This window comes from Candidatus Saccharibacteria bacterium oral taxon 488 (assembly GCA_010202465.1).
Taxonomy (GTDB): Bacteria; Patescibacteriota; Saccharimonadia; order Saccharimonadales; family Saccharimonadaceae; genus Nanosynbacter.
Genome location: CP047919.1, coordinates 638,850 through 656,272 on the forward strand (window position 1 = coordinate 638,850; position 17,423 = coordinate 656,272).

17 protein-coding genes and 5 tRNA genes are annotated in these 17,423 nt (G+C 52.2%); 10 read left to right on the forward strand and 12 right to left on the reverse strand.

Features of this window, described 5'->3' with window-relative positions; translation table 11 throughout:
- Nucleotides 1-41: 41 nt before the first annotated feature.
- Together GWK76_03475 and GWK76_03480 are read right to left on the reverse strand one after the other, a co-directional pair.
- A complete protein-coding gene (locus tag GWK76_03475; protein QHU92351.1) occupies nt 42-458 on the reverse strand; it encodes a hypothetical protein in 417 nt (138 codons plus the stop codon).
- Between the two features lie 22 nt (nt 459-480).
- Nucleotides 481-557, reverse strand: a tRNA-Arg gene (locus GWK76_03480).
- 43 nt (nt 558-600) lie between these two features.
- On the opposite strand from GWK76_03480, the gene GWK76_03485 reads away from it, so the two are divergent.
- Together GWK76_03485 and glgP are read left to right on the forward strand one after the other, a co-directional pair.
- Nucleotides 601-675, forward strand: a tRNA-Gly gene (locus tag GWK76_03485).
- A 34-nt stretch (nt 676-709) separates the two neighbouring features.
- Complete coding sequence (glgP, locus tag GWK76_03490) at nt 710-2,479, forward strand: alpha-glucan family phosphorylase (GenBank protein QHU92352.1); 1,770 nt, start codon at nt 710-712, stop codon at nt 2,477-2,479.
- Between the two features lie 24 nt (nt 2,480-2,503).
- Here glgP and GWK76_03495 read toward each other — a convergent pair whose 3' ends face one another.
- Nucleotides 2,504-4,027 carry a UDP-N-acetylglucosamine 1-carboxyvinyltransferase gene (locus GWK76_03495; protein QHU92353.1) on the reverse strand — a complete coding sequence of 508 codons (1,524 nt, stop codon included), beginning with the start codon at nt 4,025-4,027 and terminating at the stop codon, nt 2,504-2,506.
- Between the two features lie 67 nt (nt 4,028-4,094).
- Here GWK76_03495 and GWK76_03500 point away from each other — a divergent pair, with 67 nt between their 5' ends.
- Entirely contained in the window at nt 4,095-5,366 is a 1,272-nt protein-coding gene (locus GWK76_03500; GenBank protein QHU92354.1) for an aminotransferase class I/II-fold pyridoxal phosphate-dependent enzyme, read from the forward strand.
- Between the two features lie 29 nt (nt 5,367-5,395).
- Nucleotides 5,396-5,830: a prepilin-type N-terminal cleavage/methylation domain-containing protein gene (locus GWK76_03505; protein QHU92355.1), complete on the forward strand. Its 435-nt coding sequence runs from the start codon at nt 5,396-5,398 to the stop codon at nt 5,828-5,830.
- 76 nt (nt 5,831-5,906) lie between these two features.
- On the opposite strand, the gene GWK76_03510 is transcribed toward GWK76_03505, so the two are convergent.
- The 5 genes from GWK76_03510 to murB form a co-directional block, all read right to left on the reverse strand.
- Nucleotides 5,907-6,320, reverse strand: coding sequence for a prepilin-type N-terminal cleavage/methylation domain-containing protein (locus GWK76_03510; protein QHU92356.1), 414 nt, complete (start codon nt 6,318-6,320; stop codon nt 5,907-5,909).
- Nucleotides 6,321-6,500: 180 nt separating this feature from the next.
- Complete coding sequence (locus tag GWK76_03515) at nt 6,501-7,166, reverse strand: hypothetical protein (GenBank protein ID QHU92357.1); 666 nt, start codon at nt 7,164-7,166, stop codon at nt 6,501-6,503.
- Nucleotides 7,144-7,566, reverse strand: coding sequence for a prepilin-type N-terminal cleavage/methylation domain-containing protein (locus tag GWK76_03520; protein ID QHU92358.1), 423 nt, complete (start codon nt 7,564-7,566; stop codon nt 7,144-7,146). Before GWK76_03520 ends, GWK76_03515 begins: the two co-directional genes overlap by 23 nt.
- Complete coding sequence (locus GWK76_03525; protein ID QHU92359.1) at nt 7,536-8,123, reverse strand: prepilin-type N-terminal cleavage/methylation domain-containing protein; 588 nt, start codon at nt 8,121-8,123, stop codon at nt 7,536-7,538. The genes GWK76_03520 and GWK76_03525 overlap by 31 nt, the downstream gene beginning before the upstream one ends.
- 47 nt (nt 8,124-8,170) lie before the next feature.
- Nucleotides 8,171-9,199, reverse strand: coding sequence for a UDP-N-acetylmuramate dehydrogenase (murB, locus tag GWK76_03530; GenBank protein ID QHU92360.1), 1,029 nt, complete (start codon nt 9,197-9,199; stop codon nt 8,171-8,173).
- A 47-nt stretch (nt 9,200-9,246) separates the two neighbouring features.
- Here murB and GWK76_03535 point away from each other — a divergent pair.
- Together GWK76_03535 and GWK76_03540 are read left to right on the forward strand one after the other, a co-directional pair.
- A tRNA-Arg gene (locus GWK76_03535) sits at nt 9,247-9,323 on the forward strand.
- A 49-nt stretch (nt 9,324-9,372) separates the two neighbouring features.
- Nucleotides 9,373-9,449, forward strand: a tRNA-Arg gene (locus GWK76_03540).
- Nucleotides 9,450-9,454: 5 nt separating this feature from the next.
- On the opposite strand, the gene GWK76_03545 is transcribed toward GWK76_03540, so the two are convergent.
- Genes GWK76_03545 through GWK76_03555 form a run of 3 tightly spaced genes read right to left on the reverse strand, consistent with a single transcriptional unit; the run spans nt 9,455 to nt 13,722 of the window.
- Complete coding sequence (locus tag GWK76_03545) at nt 9,455-10,840, reverse strand: hypothetical protein (protein ID QHU92361.1); 1,386 nt, start codon at nt 10,838-10,840, stop codon at nt 9,455-9,457.
- 36 nt (nt 10,841-10,876) lie between these two features.
- Complete coding sequence (locus GWK76_03550) at nt 10,877-13,366, reverse strand: AAA domain-containing protein (protein ID QHU92362.1); 2,490 nt, start codon at nt 13,364-13,366, stop codon at nt 10,877-10,879.
- Nucleotides 13,342-13,722, reverse strand: a complete 381-nt coding sequence (locus tag GWK76_03555) for a hypothetical protein (protein QHU92363.1) — start codon at nt 13,720-13,722, stop codon at nt 13,342-13,344. Before GWK76_03555 ends, GWK76_03550 begins: the two co-directional genes overlap by 25 nt.
- 44 nt (nt 13,723-13,766) lie before the next feature.
- Here GWK76_03555 and GWK76_03560 point away from each other — a divergent pair, with 44 nt between their 5' ends.
- Both GWK76_03560 and GWK76_03565 read left to right on the forward strand, forming a co-directional pair.
- Nucleotides 13,767-15,032, forward strand: a complete 1,266-nt coding sequence (locus GWK76_03560) for a DUF1727 domain-containing protein (protein ID QHU92364.1) — start codon at nt 13,767-13,769, stop codon at nt 15,030-15,032.
- Nucleotides 15,029-15,748 (forward strand): glutamine amidotransferase, encoded by a 720-nt coding sequence (locus GWK76_03565; GenBank protein QHU92365.1) that lies wholly within the window; start codon nt 15,029-15,031, stop codon nt 15,746-15,748. The genes GWK76_03560 and GWK76_03565 overlap by 4 nt, the downstream gene beginning before the upstream one ends.
- Nucleotides 15,749-15,838: 90 nt before the next feature.
- Here the strand turns inward: GWK76_03565 and GWK76_03570 are convergent.
- Nucleotides 15,839-15,915 (reverse strand) — tRNA-Pro (locus GWK76_03570).
- 232 nt (nt 15,916-16,147) lie between these two features.
- On the opposite strand from GWK76_03570, the gene GWK76_03575 reads away from it, so the two are divergent.
- Together GWK76_03575 and GWK76_03580 are read left to right on the forward strand one after the other, a co-directional pair.
- Nucleotides 16,148-16,651: a CPBP family intramembrane metalloprotease gene (locus GWK76_03575; protein ID QHU92366.1), complete on the forward strand. Its 504-nt coding sequence runs from the start codon at nt 16,148-16,150 to the stop codon at nt 16,649-16,651.
- Between the two features lie 49 nt (nt 16,652-16,700).
- Nucleotides 16,701-17,351, forward strand: coding sequence for a hypothetical protein (locus GWK76_03580; GenBank protein ID QHU92367.1), 651 nt, complete (start codon nt 16,701-16,703; stop codon nt 17,349-17,351).
- Nucleotides 17,352-17,423 lie beyond the last annotated feature (72 nt).

Sequence of the window (17,423 nt, forward strand, 5' to 3'; positions counted from 1 at the left end):
CAGTTTTCTGGGGTTTTAGTATGCATAATAAATCGTACTGCTTACGAAAATGGATCGTGGCCACGTGAAGGCGGCTCTTGAAATCGAGGCGATGGTAGCGACGGACGAGTAATATTATCAGCAGGACCGCCCGGTGGCACACTGCCTGGGATATTTTGTGACGGGGACGATGGCTCTGCCTGGCGCAGCGAATTACCCGCAAAGGTACGATTAGAGAGCGGAACATCACTAGTCGTGTCATGGTCTTCCAGTGTATCGTCAGCGCTCGTTGGCGGCATATAACCACGCGCACCCAGCGCTGATGACTGATAATTCCCGATCCGCTGACGATCACAGTTGCGGTCGCTCACTCGACGACTTCGACCGGTATTACCAAACGCCGGCTGCGTCCGTGGCCGATGCGCCATTAACCGCTGAACTAACCGACGCGACATTCGAGGTTTACCACTAGCATCCATGTGACCCTCCTTCGATCATTCCTGGCGCCCCGAGTAGGATTCGAACCTACGACCTTAGGCTTAGAAGTCCTCTGCTCTATCCAGCTGAGCTATCAGGGCATGTTCACATTATAGCATCTTTCTGGTACAATAGTGCAAGCTCGCGGGTGTAGTACAGCGGCTAGTATGCAAGTTTTCCAAACTTGAGATGGGAGTTCGATTCTCCCCACCCGCACCAATGTCAGATAATTTTAATCCGCGAAAAGGGCATCATGGATTCATATTCATACACAAACACGTCACCATATCAGCCACAGGACATCGAAGACGCCTCCGAATTTTATGACGTAATTGAGCGTAGCAGCCTGACGCATCAACTGTCTAAGTCACGGCCGTACATCTACTGGACAATGGAAATTTATGACAAGGCCAACGGCATCAAAGGTGGTGGCGGCCTGGGCGTATTGGCGGCAGACACGCGGCGGGTAGCCGAAAAGCTGGAAGTGCCATTTGTGGTGGTGACGCCATTTTACCGCAGCGAATCACATCAAAAAATTACCGACCTCGCACAAACTGAATACGTCGAAAAAGTCTCGCCCCAGGAGTATGGCTTTCATTATATTGATGAAGTTTCAGTCAGCTCCGCCGGCTTTCCCGATGCTAGCCTCAGCGTCTTTCGCAAGACGCTCGGCTCAACGCAATTTGTCACCATTTCAGAGCCAAACTTTGGGCAATTGTACGAAGGCGAAGGCTCGGGTGATCACCGGCTGTACCAGGAGGTAGCCCTTGGGTTTGGCGGCTATAAGGCCCTGAAACTACTCGGCATCAAACCAGCCGTCATTCAGCTCAATGAAACCGCAACAATTTTTGCGGCACTGGCTCGGCTGGACGAGCTATGCGCCAACGGTATGAACTTGTACGAAGCAATCGTTTACGTCCGCAAACACACACTCTACACCAACCACACCCTACTCCAGGCCGCTGAACCAGAGTTTCACCGCTCGCAATTTGAAAAATTAGTACTGCCAAACCTCAAAAGCAACGCCGTGCGCTGCTGGCTGATGGAGCAATTTCGTAACGACCGTTTGCGACCTAATTTGCTGGCAATTGAGTTGACCGAAGCCAAAAATGGCGTCAGTAAACTGCACGCCCGCGTGGCAAATTTCCGCGACCGCAACAACGACAAAGTCAAATTCCACGCCATTACCAACGGCATTGACCTCGAGACATGGGTGCTGCCGGAAATCCTGCAAGCTTATCATGAGCATACTATCCTTGATAAATTTGGCTTGCCAACAGAGCAGTATCAAGAGGCGATCGCCACGTTACCCGCTAGCACCATTCGCTCGCTCAAACGCGTAGGCCGACTGGAGCTAAACCGAGTCCTTGTAAAGCGCAAGGATCAATACAATAATCCAGTTCACCTGCCCGAAGACGCGCTGGTGTTCGACTTCAAGCGGCGATTTGCCAATTACAAGCGACCACATCTACCATTTGAGCGCCCAGAGGTGCTCAAACAGATTCTGCTCGATAGCAACGCTCACTACATTCTTGCCGGTAAGGTTCATCAGGGCGATCATGACATGTATCAGCAGCTCCTGACCATCCTCAAGCTCGTCGATAGCGACCCTGCACTGCGTGAGCGTGTCCACTACATCCAAGATTACGACGAGACCCTGGGACGAGTGCTGGCGATTGGCTCAGACATTGCTATCAACGTGCCGATCATTGGCCTCGAGGCCTGCGGTACATCATGGGAAAAAGACATTGCCAATCTCAAGCTGCTTATCTCCACCAGCGACGGTGGCGTTGCCGATATCAAGCCAATCGCTTGTCTCGAGGTGAGCGGTGTAAGTCCAGAGGACGAGACCACCTCGCTCTACGCTAATATGCGGCGAGCCGCACAAATTATCGCTAACGACGAGCTACTGACACAGCACATTCATCGCCAGCTCACGGCCTATCTACCAATCATATCGGGTGCACGGATGCTCAAGGATTACCTCAAGTTTCTGTTTCCCGCCCGCCATACAACCAAATAGAGCCGATAGCAGAACACTCCGTAGCTACTCGGTGATAACTTCAATCTCTGCACCCAGCGAATTCAGCCGCTGCGCTAGTTCCTCGTAGCCACGATTAATTGAATACACGTCACGCAACACTGACACACCCGGCGCCGCTAGCATTGCGAGCAGTATGACAACTGAGGGCCTCAGTGCTGGTGGTGCAACAATATCCGCTGGCTTCCACCTGGTCGGACCGCTGATGTATACCCGGTGTGGATCAACCAGCTCAATGTGCGCGTTTAACTTACTTAGCTCAGTGAAATAAATTGCTCGATTTTCATAGCTCCAGTCATGTACCAAGGTCCGGCCCTCAGCCATGGTAGCAATCAGCCCCAAGAACGGCAAGTTGTCCATATTAATCCCCGGAAACGGCAGCGCGTGAATCTTGTCTTTTAGCGCAACCAACTTGGAGTGTTTCAGCGTGATATCCACCAAGCGAGTACGACCGTTGTTGGCTGCATATTCCTCACTCAACTCATATTGCAAACCCATCTCAGCCAATGTTGCCAGCTCAATTTCCAGAAACTCAATTGGCGCCCGGCGCACCGTGATTTCTGAATCAGTCACCACGGCCGCCGCGATAAAGCTCATCGCCTCGATCGGGTCTTCAGACGGGCAATAATCGACTGCCGTATTGATGTGCGACCGGCCCGTGATTTTTAGCGTCGTTGTACCAATTCCTTCGATGGTCACGCCCAATTTCTGCAAGAAGAAACACACATCCTGCACCATGTAGTTCGGGCTGGCATTGCGGATGATGGTGGTGTCCGTGGACAGAGCCGCCGCCATGATAACGTTTTCCGTCACCGTGTCGCCGCGTTCAGTCAATAAAATTATCCGATCGCCCGTTGTCGGCTCGACGCGCGCATGATAGTACCCACCCTCGGCCTCTACCTGCATCCCAAAATGCTTCAGGCCCGACAGGTGTGGCTCCACCGTACGCTTACCGAGGTTACAGCCACCGGCAAATGGCAGCCGAAAATCATGATATTGATGAAGCAGCGGGCCAAGGAGCATAATCACGGTACGCGTGCGCTTGGCAGCAGCGATATCCATGTCCTCCAGCCTCAGCCGCGCCGGTGGTATAATCTCTAGGTCGTTCTTTCGCAGCCAACGAGTTTTAACGCCAATTGAGTTGAGCACCTCAATGATCCGGTTAACCTCCTCGATACGCGCCACATGACGCAGCGTCGTTTTTCCCTTGTTGAGCAAGCTGGCACAGAGCAGCCCCACGGCCGCATTCTTGCTCGTTTTGACCGATATATCACCAGAAAGTTTTTTACCGCCATGCACCCGAAAGTTCATCTTGCCTGAGTGATTGAGCGTAACGATGTTACAGTTGAGCACATCACTAATCCTCATTAGCATCTCGACACTAATATTCTGACCGCCGTTCTCGATACGATTGATGGCACTTTGTGATGTACCAATGGCCTCAGCTAGTTGCGTCTGGGTGAGGCCTTTGCGATTACGATTCTCATTGATAATAACGCCGATTTTTTGGAGATAGTCATTCATACTCATAGCGTACAATATATCACACATGATATATAATGTAAAGTGCTATAATAGAGGAAAAGGAGGGAGTGTTATGCAAGATACACAGGTCGCCGATTTAATTGCGGCAGAAATAAAACGGCAGCAGTCGGGGATCGAAATGATCCCAAGCGAAAATTACGTTTCAACTAGTGTACTCAAGGCGCTGGGCAGCGTCTTTACCAACAAATATTCTGAGGGTTACCCCGGACGACGCTATTACGGCGGACAAGAAAACACCGACCAAATTGAACAGCTGGCGATTGACCGCGCTAAACAGCTATTCGGTGCTGATCACGCCAATGTCCAGCCGCACTCTGGCGCCCAGGCCAACGAGGCGGTGTATTATGCGTGGTGTGAGCCTGGCGATACTATCCTAGCGATGGATTTGGCGCATGGCGGCCACCTGACGCATGGCGCGCCAGTCACCCGCTCAGCCCGCGAATATACCTTCGTCCGCTACGGTATCAAGGATGTCGAGACTGGCGAAATTGACTATGAGGAAATCCGCCGTTTGGCGCTGGAACATCGGCCAAAAATCATCTTGGCGGGCTTCTCGGCCTATCCGCGCGAGCTAGATTATGCTAAGTTTGCCGAGATTGGCAACGAAGTCGGCGCTATGTTGATGGCCGACATGAGCCACATCGCTGGACTAATTGTCGGCGGCGTAGCCAAAAATCCGTTTGATTATGGTTTTCACGTTATCACCACTACCACGCACAAAACCTTGCGCGGGCCGCGCGGCGGCTTGATTTTGTCAAAAGGCGTGGTGGGCAATCCTTTGAAGCGACCAGAAAAAACCTTAGAAAACTTGCCAACACTGATTGACCGGGCGGTCTTCCCTGGCACTCAAGGTGGCCCACACATGCACACCATCGCCGCCAAGGCAGTGGCCTTTGGCGAGGCGTTACGCCCAGAATTCACGGAGTACGCCCAGCAAATCGTAAAGAATGCGGCCGTGCTGGCAGATGAACTGAAACGCGGCGGCTTGAAGCTGGTGACAGGTGGCACCAGCAACCACTTGGTGCTAGCGGATGTTTATGGCAGCTTCGGCATTGACGGTAAAACCGCTCAGGAACGGCTGGAGGCCAGCGGCATCACCGCCAATGCCAACGCCATCCCCAATGACACCCTGCCGCCATTCCGCCCAAGTGGCCTGCGTCTCGGCACGCCAGCGGTGACGACACGCGGCATGACGGAGGCAGAAGTCAAACAGATTGCTGAGTGGATTATCACAGCGATAACCGCAGAGGACTCGGCAGAATACGCAAAAATTAAGCAGCAAACTACTAGCCTTGCAGCGCGTTTTCCGCTACCATATAACTAATACTAAATAACTTGGGGGGCAAATCAGAAATGATTTCTTCAAACAAAACTAAAGGTTTCACATTGGTTGAGCTCTTGATCGTCATCGTGGTCATCGCTATCTTGGCTGCTATTTCGATTGTGGCGTACAATGGTGTGACACAAAAAGCACGTGATAGGGAACGAGAATCAAATGCACGTAATATTGTCAATGCCGCCGCAATCCATAAGTCAGACCGCGATTTTTGGCCCGACATCAATGACCTTGCTAGCTACACTGTCGTTAAACTACCGCCAAATCTAACCGACTCGACAAAAGTGGGCTCGTCTATTAGTGCCGGCCGCGATACGTATAAATTTCAACTTTGTAAAAATAACGGATTTACCTCCAATAAAAAAGAAGCTACTGGCGTCCGAGTCGAGTACCTTCGAGAAGAAAGTCCAAATAGTGGAATTCAGAATATGACAGCAGGTACATGCCGATAAACTATCTACCCGCGCGAATAAAAGAGCTCCACATACCCCTTGGAGCTCTTTTGTTTGGTCTTTTAGTTCTCTCAGCCTAGCAACCCGATCCAGCCGTATAGGTTTCGGTGTGAATAGCATTCTTGGCCTCGTTCCAAATAGTAATCTTTGCACCAGTTTGAGGACTACCACATGCCTCTAGCTTATAGTGGTCTTTATCAACGGTATTATCACTAAGCTTGTCAACAGCCTTAGCCGGTACTTTGACCGTGTTGTAATCCTTCAAAGCTTGCTTGTCGTTTGCCGTCAACCACTTACCTTCATTCTCGGCATTATATGATGAAATGGCGTTAATGATGTTGCGTGCATCTGATATGCGCTCATCGTCACGTGCTTTTTGTGTCACACCATTGTACGCCACAATCGAAATAGCAGCCAAGATAGCGATGACCACGATAACGATCAAGAGCTCAACCAATGTGAAACCTTTAGTTTTGTTTGAAGAAATCATTTCTGATTTGCCCCCTATTTTTAGTTAGTTATTATTGTAACTTGATTGTAGCAAAGCGATTATAAAAGCGCAAGCATTTTATACATAATTACCTATTGCTACCCCCAATTAACCATAAATACAGAGGTGAAAGCCCCGAGTTGGGGCGCTATTCAACTATAAGAAACCCACCCGAACCCGCTATGGACACGAGGCGCCGGCAGTGCCGTTTACAGGAACATTGATTGACTTGACGAAGCGCTGACTGGAATATTCGATATTCTGACCCGCAACCGTCTTGGTTACCCCGAGGCTGACTTTGAGCGTACCGTCATTGATCTTGCAAACATTGAAATTAAGCACCGTACTGGTATCGATGATCGTTTCGACTGCCCCGTCCAACTGCCAGATACGGTCGGTGGCGCTCGGGCATGAGCCGTCATACATCGTCTTGCGCTTGAGCTCTGAACCACTTTGGAAATATTCGGTCGTATATGTCTTGGCGTCGGCGATAGCAACTGCTCCCCACGCTACGCCACAATCACTTTTCTGGATCAGCCGTCGCGTCGGGCTATAGGGGTTGTCGCTGGTGGCGAGACTATGTATGCGCACATACGAGGATGTTGTTCCCTCAAGCGTAGTACTGAGCCGTACATCTGCCTCAATTCGATCAAGTGCCGTTAGCACATCACTCTGTAATTGTGACTTGGCGCTGGTGACCATTGACGAACCAGTGAGATTAATGATTAGGCCAATAATACCCGCCAGTACCAAAATAATGACTGGCGCAATCGCCAAGATCTCAATGAGTGTAAATCCTTGGCTATTCTGCTGCCGATTAGCGTTAGCCCGAAATATACGTCGCATGCACCACCTCCTGCGCTGGCGTTCCATAAGTAATAATTACCGCAACACGAATGACCGCGATGCTATTTGGTACTTTACAATATTCGACTCGAGCACGTACTGGATCCGGCAATGTTGGCGTGGTCGGTGGTGTCACGTGTTCAGTCTTGACCGCACCGCTGCCACAAACCTCAGATACTGTTTTATACAAGCCACGTTCACGTAGGATGCCGTAGCCGAGATTGGCAGCTTCTGAGGTGCGGCGAGCCTCGGTATTACGTGCCAATACCGCCCCGTACAACTGGTAGCCACTCATTAAAAAGATCCCGGCAATAATCAAGGTGATCATCAATTCAATGACGGTAAAGCCGTTTTTATGACCTTTATGCCTTAGAGGCGTTTGCTGTTGAGTACTTGCCATTTACCCGGCTCCTTCGTTTCTAAATGATAAAAAATCGTATAGCGCCGACAGGCTGCGCCCGCCTCATCACATACACCATCCTTAGCGCCGGCAACGTAAATGTACGCACCATTTGGATAGTTCGTGATCTTGGTGTTTTCGTAATCGTCTTTTTTGGCAAGCAGTTGACTAATATTAGTTATTGGATTGACCCCGAATGTACCGTTAATCGCCGAAATGAGGCGTTCTCGATCCAGTGGGCCGGTCTTGGCGGCACCACCCAGTTCGTCAAATGCTGCCGCAAACTGCGCCGCAGTCATCTTGCCAGCGCCACTAGCACCAGAAACGTACGCCGGATAGCCGCCGGCAGGCTTGATGACGTTACCGGCACTGTCACGAATTTCCCGTGGATAGACGCTCTCGAGATAGTTCTGCAAGGCTAGCACATCGGCCTCACGCTCCTTATCGCGTGCCGCCGCCTGATAATTACGAAAACTTAATGTCGCGAGCACCAATAGAATCGCCATGACGGCAATAGCAATGATCAGCTCGACTAGCGTAAACCCCCGTCCCTTCATACCCCCATCATACTCGGAAATATGCATAAGCGCAAGCGTTTTGGCGCTCAAATTTCCAACGGTTCTTGCTGGATCTGAATGTGGAACTTATCGTACACCGCCCGGATGATGGCGTCACGTGCCGCCGCCAGATCATGGTAGCTGGTCGCCGACTCATTGATCAATACCAGCGCGTTCTTGTCGTGCACCCGCATGCCGTGAAGCAATGTCCCCTTGAGCCCAGCCTGTTCGATCAACCAACCCGTCGGTACCTTGTGTCGGCCGTCCGGCATGTCATAGCACGGGACATCTGGATACTGTTCACGAAGTTCATTTAGCTGCCATGATTCAATCAGCGCGTTCTTGAAGAATGAGCCAGCATTAGGTCGCTCGGTCGGATCAGGCAGCTTATCAAACCGAATTGCCATGACTGCGTCACGGATCACCTGCGGCGTAAAGGTCGTGATGTTCATGCTGGTCAAATACCGCTGCAAGCCGGCATAGAACGGCGGTTTTGGCGCTGCGTGATGGAGCTTGATGGTAATTGAGAGAATGCAGTAGCGGCCGCTCGCCTCACCACGAAAAATACTATGCCGATACGAAAACCCGCACTCCGCTGCACTTAGGGTCACCACCCGGTCAGTCAGCGAATCGTACACCTCTAGCTCGGTGAGTACATCAGCAACTTCCTGGCCATACGCACCAACGTTCTGCACCGGCGCGGCGCCGGCTGTACCAGGGACGGCCGACATTGCCTCAATGCCGCTCAGACCCATGGCGACCGTGCGTTTGACCACCTCGTCCCATGTTTCACCCGCACCAACCTTGATCGTTGCCGCCTGACCATCATCAATCAGCACTGCAAATCCCTTGATCCGATTGAGCAACACCACCCCCTCAAACCCTTCGTCGCGAGCGATGACATTACTACCGCCACCCAAGACAAAAATTGGGATACCCTGCACCTTGGCACTTTTATATAACTCTCTGACTTCATTCACCGACGTCGCCGATGCCATAAAGCGCGCTGTGCCACCGAGGCGCATTGTCGTATATTGTTGCAACGGAATCTCTGTTCGTATCTCCATGTGATCCATTATATCATTTCTATTTAGGCGCGGTGCGTGGTATAATATCCTCGTGTGCACCCGTAGCTCAGTGGATTAGAGTACTTGGCTTCGAACCAAGGGGTCGCAAGTTCGAATCTTGCCGGGTGTACCATGAATTTCGCGCTTTCCTACCGGACCTTTTCCTATCAGCGCGTTAGTATGCCCCGTTAGCTCAACTGGATAGAGCGTTGGTTTCCGGTACCAAAGGTTGCAGGTTCGATTCCTGTGCGGGGTACCACTATACTAGACAATACCCTGGTCGATGCTAGGGTATTTTTGCTTGAATTGCTCAGTTGTTGGCAATGCCAACTTGCCATTCGTCATATCGTTAATTGTACCTTGAAAATGATCATACGCCTCGTGTATCGATAGACTGGGGGTGATCATCTGCGGTAATTTATGAATAAAGTCCATTGCCCATTTTATTACTGGTGTATAGACGCCTTGTTCGCCTCCACTAAAACCTATCAGCGTTTCTCCGCTCAGAGACCACATCAACTCATCATGAAATACTTTCGCTGGTTGATACTTAATTTCTTCTTCGGTAACGGTCGTGAGGCGCTCTATCGTGGCATCGAACTCGCGCCGCGATTGCTCTTTTTGTTCTAATTCCCGCACGTCATCAAAGAGCTGCAATAGAGCCGTTGACAAAAATCTATCAGCATGAGCCTGCTGCGTTTCTAGCTCGCTGAAGTCAGTTGTCATGCCCATATCACGGCGCACTCCTCGCGCCACCCGTTCGTACTGTATCGCATCACATGTCTTTTGATATTCTTGGTACTTGTCAGCAAACGTAAGCGCAGCAGGACTATATTGCGGCGTACTAAACATAAACCAAATATCTCTGACATTTATCTTTCGTAGGTCAAGATCCCAATAATCTAGATCAGTGTGGTTCGGATTGATTTTTCTTATAAGAGAAGACCAATCCGAACCGGCAGCCCACCATAATGTTCTCCTTTCCAGCTCCTCATTAATACGATCAAGGTCAATAATAATATTGTCAGGACAGTTGTATATTGCCTGGCTGAAGCGCGTCACCTGCTCTTCAAACCATTTTTTCTCTGTAAGTTGAGCGCCGACCGCACCCATTGCACCACCCACAACAGCCCCAGCCGTCGTTAGCAGTGGCTCACCGGAACTGAGCAGCGATGCGCCACCGCCAGCAACAAAACTACCGAGACCGAGAGCGCCTATATCTCGCAGTGTCAATTTGGTATGTTGATCCTCCTGGGTTACATCATCAAGTTGCCCCGCAATATCCACGAGAGTCGGATCTTGACATATAATAATGTAGTTTCGAAATATACGATCCTTGCAACCATCAGTCTGCATATACCAGATGGAGTTCAAGCACCCTCCCAGAAGTACTCCGTCTGCGACGACACGATAGGGTTTTTGTATCTTATTTAAGAGGTCTAGGTTTAGATTAGTCGGCTCCCCACCCTTTTGTGTCTGAACAGGTGCCAATACCTTGACGCCCCCTCGCGGTATGGCACGACGTGTCCGCTCGGTTAGTTGCCCACTTTCATCAATAAAACCACTCTCCACAAGCCCCCCAATCGCATGGGGCGATTGCGCTTTAATCTCACTTCCGTGCCCGGAAAACTCCATACCGCTCTTAGCCATATACCTATTATACAATAATAAATTATATTAGCAACCCTACTGTCCGAGCGATATCGGCGGCACGCCCGAGTCTGGGGGCACCATGCCGCTACCGTTAGCCGCCTCACTGACCACCGCCCGTATCTGCTCCGCCATGATAATCGTCGTTGAGCCCGGCGCGACGGTGCCAGCGAGTAGCTGCTTGGCAACGGTATTCTCGACGGCTCGCTGCACCACGCGGCGCATCGGACGAGCGCCGAGGCGCGGGTCGTAGCCAGCATCGACCAGTAATTTTTTACCCGCCTCTTCGACGGCGACTTGGATTTTTTGCGGCGCCAACGTCCGATTGATACCAGCCAAAATGAGATCAACGACCTGTAGCAGCTCTTCTTTGCCCAAGGGACGAAATAGCACGATTTCATCAAACCGGTTGAGAAACTCCGAGCGAAACAGATTGGCATTAATCAGCTCGTTGATAAATGTCTGCTCAAACTGCTCCAGCTGGTAGCCGCGCTCGATGTATTCGCGAATTCTCTCAGCACCAGCATTTGACGTCGCAATAATGATGGCGTCACGAAAACTAATGTCGCGGTTTTTCTCGTCGCGTAAAATTCCCTCGTCCAGTAACTGCAAAAGCGTCGTGAGTACCTGCGGGTGGGCCTTTTCAATTTCGTCGAGCAACACCACCGAAAACGGCCGCTTCTGTACCCGGGCAGTCAGACTCATCAGATCATTCGCCCCATCAGCGATCAGCCGCGCCACGTCCTCGGCCCGCACAAATTCGTTGAGATCCAGCCGGATGAGATTGCCCTCGCCGCCAAAATAGATATCCGCCAGTGCCTTGGATAGCTCAGTTTTACCAACTCCAGTCGGACCGAGGAACAAAAACGTACCAATCGGCCGATCGGGGTTACGTACACCGGCACGCGCTCGCCGGATCGCATCAGAGATGACGCTGACGGCACGCGTTTGATTGATCATGCGCTGATGGATCAAGTCTTCGAGGTTCAAGAGTTTCTCCCGTTCGTCGTCAGTCGAGGCGGTCGCGATCTTGATGCCCATGGTTTTTTCGACCGTGTCATCAACCGACTGGGCCGTCACGAGACCGGACGACGCATAATGAGCTGCCGCCTCCAGCACCTTGAGCGCCCGACCCGGCATCGCTACGTCTTGGACGTACCGCTCGCCGACGCGGTAAGCTTCAGCGATGGCTTGATACATGTAGGTCACTTTATGGCGATGTTCGAGGCTGATCAGCTGATCACGCATAATCCGCACCGTCTCCTCGGGCGACGACGGCTCGATGACAATGGTATTGAGTGCTGTCGCCAGCTGGGCGTTGCGCTGAGAAATCTGCAAGTAGCGCTGACTATCCATGGTGAGGATAATTCGCAGCCTGCCCGCCTCCAAGATTGGCAGTAGCAAATTACTCAGATCAACCGAACCAACGCTCTCCTCGAAAAACAGCTGAGCATTATCGAGACACAAAATGACATTCTTTGATAAAAATGCTTCGTTGAGAATCTGCGTCACCAGCGCTTCCAGCTCGCCCCGACCGGCTGCTGCCGAGATCAGCGACGAGGCGTCCAGCAGGAAAATCTGCCGATAGAGCAGCGATGACGGCACGGTTTTATGTCCATCAATGAGCATCTCAGCGAACGCCGCCACGACCGTACTCTTGCCGGCCCCATTGAGCCCGACCAGCGCTGCATTCTGCCGGCCATTCGAGCCAAAAATTGTCATCAGCTGCTCCAGCGCCGCCTGATGAGCGTCCAGCTGCGAGATCATCGTCCCGCCCGATACCTGCAGGCTGAGGTTCTGGGCGAACCGGCTCAAAAGCGGCGTATAACCAAATGACCAATCACGGGCGATACCGCCGGTGTGGAGCGGCTTTTGCTTGAACTGCTCGATCAATGACTTGAGGCGCTCATACCACATAATACCACCCAATACATCACGAAAATCAATTTTTAGATTTGCTAGCAGAGCGTCATGATTCGGAAATTGCTCAACAATCGCCGCCGCCAACACCGCACCTGTTACCTTCGGGCTATTGGTGTCACGCCAAATTCGCAGCGCTGATTGCCACAGGGCCGGCGTATTATTGGGATCATCCGAGGCGATATTCGCCAAAAAGTTCGGTGTGAGGCCCAACCGCACCCCGAGGAATTGCCCGGCCCGCGACTGACCAACCGCCAGCGCGATCTCTTTTGGCGTCGGTCGCTGACTCAGGCGGCCCAGCACATCCGCTGCCATCACATCATCAATCGTCTCTGCTCGTGCGCTCACCGCCATCGTCTTGAGATCGCCCTGCCACCACACACTGAGCATCGCCAATGGCCCCACCAGACCAATCATCAACCAGCCAATCGGCCCGTGCTTGATCAATAGCCAAACGCCACCCAGGCCCAATGCAACGGCGACGAGCACTACCAAGACATGCCAAACCGTACCAAACCGCGCCGTGAACCGCGCCTTTTGCGCCCGCAAGCTGTGATAGCGAAACTCCGGTCGCACCTCGTTCATGCCAAAACCCTCATCTGCCACAAGATAATTCCTATCACCGGCGTTACGGGTAACAGCGCCCACACCACGATACTACCGACCGCCCACACTACCCGCAGGCTAATAACTACCAGCCCCGCAAACAGCACCAAAAGCCGCACCACCGCACCAACTGCCCGTGAGAACAGCCGGTCGAAAAAGGCCTGCATCTTGACAGCGAGCGGCGCCTGAGCACGAACTTGCCCTGCGGAAATTTGGCGAAATGGATCGAACAGCGTCCGCACCAACAAACCGATTGAGAAAAAATCGGCCGTCCGCAGCACACCGAGACCAACGCGCTGCATATGCCGCCGCCAGCCTGCGCCATACCACCACTGGAAAATACCCACCAAAAACATAGTTCTATTGTAGCACACTGCTTGGGCGCGGTATAATACGAAATATGTCACGACAGATTCTCAGTACACTTATCGGCAAAACCGTCAAACAAGCTGCTCGCCTGCGCGGCGGTGGCTCGGCGCTCCCGGGGTTAGTTATCGAAAAGATTGATCCAGGCTTTATCGCTCGTACCCTGGCGCAAATACCGCGCGGCGTGGTGGTTATCAGTGGCACGAACGGCAAGACCACTACCACTAAAATCGTCGTTGAACTGCTCGAGGCGGCCGGCCTCAAGGTTTTTACCAATCGCACGGGCAGTAATTTCTCGCGCGGCGTGGCGGCAGCGCTGCTCGGCGAAGTGGACATGCGCGGGCGGCTGGATGCCGACATCGGGGTGCTGGAGCTTGACGAAGCCTGGGCAGTCAAGTTTGTCCAGCTAGTACCACCGCGCTACAGCCTGCTACTCAACGTCATGCGTGATCAACTAGATCGGTTTGGCGAGATCGACACGGCAGCTGGTTTCTTGGCAAAAATCGCCCAGGCAACCACTGATACCGTGGTACTCAATCGCGACGACCCGCGCATCTATCGCCTGCACCAGCAGACGGCGGCCAACGTAGCGTTTTTTGGCACGACCGACCAGCTGCTCGAGCTGATGCCGACTGACGATGCGCTCAAGACTGGCCATGCTCAGGCAAATGACACGGCCCCAGCTGACGTGCTGCTCACCGACATCGACAAGCAGACGGCGACCTTTCAGATCAACAATGCCAAGCATGCGGTACGGATGCGGCTGAATGGCGTGTATAACTTACTGAACGCGGCGGCGGCGCTGAGTTTGGTGCGGCAAATTATGGGGGAGAAAGCCGAGCTGACGACGCTACTGGGCGCCCTGTCAGACGTAGCGCCAGCATTTGGCCGAGGCGAGACCATCGTGATTGACGGCACGCCGATTGAACTGATTCTCGTGAAAAATCCGAGCGGCTTTCGGCTCAGCCTGCTGTCATTTGCCGACGGGACAGCCGATACGATGATTGCTATCAACGACAACTATGCCGACGGGCGCGACGTTAGTTGGCTGTGGGACGTGAACGTTTCGCGCCTCGAGCAGGTGGCGGTGGTCAGTGGTGTGCGCGCTCATGATATGGCACTGCGGCTGGAGTACGACGATATTACGCCAGAAATAATTGAGCCAGATTTGGCGGCGGCGCTGGAAAAATTACTGGCCCATCATCCACGCAGACCAAAACACATTTACTGCACCTACACGGCGATGCTGCGACTGCGCAAATTATTAGCAATCAAAACCGATGTGGAGGCCATCCGATGACGATCACGATTATTCAATTGTATCCGCGCGATATGAATCTCTATGGCGACTGGGGCAATACGCTGGCGCTGAAAAAGCGGCTGGAGTGGCGCGGTTTTACGGTCCGTATTATTGATCATAATCCGGGCGATACGACTGATTTTATGGCGGGAGATATATTTATCGGCGGTGGTGGCCAGGATGCCGGGCAAGAAATTATCCAGGACGATTTGCTGGCGCGAGCGGATGAGCTACGGCGCTTAGCGGAGAGCGGCGTGCCGATGTTGATGATCTGTGGTATGTATCAATTATTTGGCCGGGCGTTCACCACACATGATGGGCACGTGATTCGTGGTGCGGGGATTTTACCGCTAGAGACATACGCCAAGGCAGAGCGACTGATCGGCAACATCACGCTCGAGAGCGAGGAATTCGGACAGATCGTCGGTTATGAAAATCATAGCGGCCAGACACTGCTCGACGACGGAGTGTTGCCGCTCGGGCGCGTGGTGCGGGGCGCTGGTAATGATGAGACTGGCCAAGTTGAGGGCGCGAGGCTGCACAACATCGTGGCGACGTACCTGCACGGACCGATCTTGCCAAAGAATCCACGGCTTGCTGATTTTTTGATCACCGCGGCGCTCGCGCGAAAAGGCTATACTGATAAGCTCAGCGCGCTGCCCGTCGACCGCACCGCAGAACATGCACAGCGGGTGGCGATGGAGCGAGGGCGGTAAGCCAACCAGATTAGGTTCACATGCAACCTCCTGCAACAAAAGCGCCCCCGGAGCGGAACTCCGAGGGCGCGTGTTCGAACAAGATGAGTGTGGTCGGGGTGAAAGGACTCGAACCTTCGACCTCACGGTCCCAAACCGCGCGCGCTAGCCAACTGCGCCACACCCCGAGAAGCTAATCTCGTTACTCACTCCGCTCCATTCTACCACACTTTACACATTAAATACAGCAATAATTAGTGATTTCAGTTAATATATAGAAGACACTCTCTCATACTTATGCCTGGTACTAAGCACATCACCCATACAATTCACCACCGACAAATGATATATCTCTATACCATTGTCTGTGTGTATCTCACGCTGCCCATTCTCATTTGCATCGGTGTTATTCCTTGGAATATGAAGTTCGTGGCACTCGTCTTCGGTGTAGTAGCAATGTACATAGTGATGCGAATTCTCGGCCATACGCATGGTGACATCGGTATTACGCGGCAGCGTACCATCTATTCACTCAAAACCGTGCTGCCGATAACTATAGTTCTCGTTATCGCAGCTGGGCTGTTTCTACTCCTCGAAAAACCTCGATTCTCACCAACCGAAGGGGTAGGATTTTATATGTTTTATATTCTCATCTCGTGCCCGGCGCAAGAACTGTTATTTCGCGGCATCCTCAGCCGTATACTACAAGAACTACGGCTACGCCGGTCGTTGGAGCTTGGCGTAGCAGCCGCTCTTTTTGGTTATGTACATATCATCTACGGCGATATGCTCACCGTTGTTGTTATGAGCATCGTCGGCCTTTTCTGGTACCGAGCGTACCAGCGCTCATCAAACCTCATCGGCGTAACGATAAGCCACGTGGTACTTGGTGTGATGACGATTGCTTTGGGGATTATCAACTAACATTGACAAGTACCCCCCATTTTGTTTAATGGTAAACAAGATGAGAGGGATGGAGCAAGGATCAAGACCAGAAACAAAAGAACCACAGCTAGATTACGAAGCGCAGCAAGATCCACCAGGACTAGCGCGATGGGCGGCACGAGTAATGGGTAGCCTGCTTGGGCGCAGGAGGGAAAAGCGCAAGCAAATGCCCGAGCCATCTCCTGAGGCCGTGGCAGCAGAGACAGGGACACCGGAACGCGCTCGGGAAGATAAGCGGCCGACGGTTGAGTGCCCCATACAGGAATTGTTGACGCTCAAGGGTGGTAAACCCGCCGTGGGAATGTCGATGTCTGTTGATGGCGAATCATATATGGAGTGGTTCGAAATTGATGAGAAGCTATATTGGCGATTGCAACGAGATAACCAAGAAGGCGAAGTAAACGAGATGCGCGATCGTCTCGAGGCACACTTCGATCTGCTCAGCGTATTATCTGAACAAATGCGTACGCTAGAGAAAGCGCGAAAAAAGCTTTCTTGCCCCCAGGGTAGCCAGTGCGAGTCAGGAGACTGCCGTGCGCGACTTAAACGGAGAATAAAAGCAATAAATGATCTCCAAATATTCGTGCGTAGCGAACACCATCGGTTGTATCGTCTGTGTCAGACATACTCTTGGGAGCGTACACCTCGGTGGCGATACGAGTCGCCGGTTGCGAGTTAGTTTTACTTTTCGCCCAACTTAACCTTGCGGTCCCTATATCGTCTATTCAATTCTAGCGTGTAGTTTATATGA

What these genes read in the sequence shown, in the direction of transcription:
- GWK76_03565 (QHU92365.1), top strand. Translation starts at nt 15,029, where the DNA reads ATGACGATCACGATTATTCAATTGTATCCGCGCGATATGAATCTCTAT.
- GWK76_03525 (QHU92359.1), bottom strand. Translation starts at nt 8,123, where the DNA reads ATGAAGGGACGGGGGTTTACGCTAGTCGAGCTGATCATTGCTATTGCC.
- GWK76_03580 (QHU92367.1), top strand. Translation starts at nt 16,701, where the DNA reads ATGGAGCAAGGATCAAGACCAGAAACAAAAGAACCACAGCTAGATTAC.
- GWK76_03510 (QHU92356.1), bottom strand. Translation starts at nt 6,320, where the DNA reads ATGATTTCTTCAAACAAAACTAAAGGTTTCACATTGGTTGAGCTCTTG.
- murB (QHU92360.1), bottom strand. Translation starts at nt 9,199, where the DNA reads ATGGATCACATGGAGATACGAACAGAGATTCCGTTGCAACAATATACG.
- GWK76_03515 (QHU92357.1), bottom strand. Translation starts at nt 7,166, where the DNA reads ATGCGACGTATATTTCGGGCTAACGCTAATCGGCAGCAGAATAGCCAA.
- GWK76_03505 (QHU92355.1), top strand. Translation starts at nt 5,396, where the DNA reads ATGATTTCTTCAAACAAAACTAAAGGTTTCACATTGGTTGAGCTCTTG.
- GWK76_03555 (QHU92363.1), bottom strand. Translation starts at nt 13,722, where the DNA reads ATGTTTTTGGTGGGTATTTTCCAGTGGTGGTATGGCGCAGGCTGGCGG.
- GWK76_03495 (QHU92353.1), bottom strand. Translation starts at nt 4,027, where the DNA reads ATGAGTATGAATGACTATCTCCAAAAAATCGGCGTTATTATCAATGAG.
- GWK76_03475 (QHU92351.1), bottom strand. Translation starts at nt 458, where the DNA reads ATGGATGCTAGTGGTAAACCTCGAATGTCGCGTCGGTTAGTTCAGCGG.
- GWK76_03560 (QHU92364.1), top strand. Translation starts at nt 13,767, where the DNA reads ATGTCACGACAGATTCTCAGTACACTTATCGGCAAAACCGTCAAACAA.
- GWK76_03575 (QHU92366.1), top strand. Translation starts at nt 16,148, where the DNA reads ATGAAGTTCGTGGCACTCGTCTTCGGTGTAGTAGCAATGTACATAGTG.
- glgP (QHU92352.1), top strand. Translation starts at nt 710, where the DNA reads ATGGATTCATATTCATACACAAACACGTCACCATATCAGCCACAGGAC.
- GWK76_03500 (QHU92354.1), top strand. Translation starts at nt 4,095, where the DNA reads ATGCAAGATACACAGGTCGCCGATTTAATTGCGGCAGAAATAAAACGG.
- GWK76_03520 (QHU92358.1), bottom strand. Translation starts at nt 7,566, where the DNA reads ATGGCAAGTACTCAACAGCAAACGCCTCTAAGGCATAAAGGTCATAAA.
- GWK76_03545 (QHU92361.1), bottom strand. Translation starts at nt 10,840, where the DNA reads ATGGCTAAGAGCGGTATGGAGTTTTCCGGGCACGGAAGTGAGATTAAA.